Origin of the sequence: Aeromonas sp. ZOR0001, assembly GCF_000801015.1 — a bacterium.
GTDB lineage: Bacteria > Pseudomonadota > Gammaproteobacteria > Enterobacterales > Aeromonadaceae > Aeromonas > Aeromonas veronii.
This window is the reverse complement of the sequence record NZ_JRJY01000058.1, coordinates 1-318: the sequence shown is the minus strand read 5'-3', so window position 1 is coordinate 318 and position 318 is coordinate 1. Positions and strand designations below refer to the sequence as shown.

The 318-nt window shown below is 54.4% G+C and carries 1 pseudogene; it reads left to right on the top strand.

Annotated elements, in window-relative coordinates:
- Window positions 1-318 (top strand): annotated as a pseudogene (locus L972_RS21630) (hypothetical protein); the annotation flags it as partial.

Below are 318 nucleotides of genomic sequence, written 5' to 3'. Positions count from 1 at the left end.
TTCGGTGACCCTGTTTATACCTACTCCCTCAAAGAGGGAATCGAAGATGGTTTTCTTGCCCCCTACAAGGTGGTGCGGGTCGATATCGATGTCGATCTGCAGGGGTGGCGTCCCACCAAAGGGCAGATGGACAAACAGGGCAACCTGATTGAAGACCGTATCTATAACCAGAAGGATTTTGACCGCACTCTGGTGATCGACGAGCGTACCCAGCTGGTGGCCGAAACCATCACCAACTACCTCAAGAAAACCGACCCGATGGCCAAGACCATCGTGTTCTGCAACGACATCGATCATGCCGACCGGATGCGACGGGCG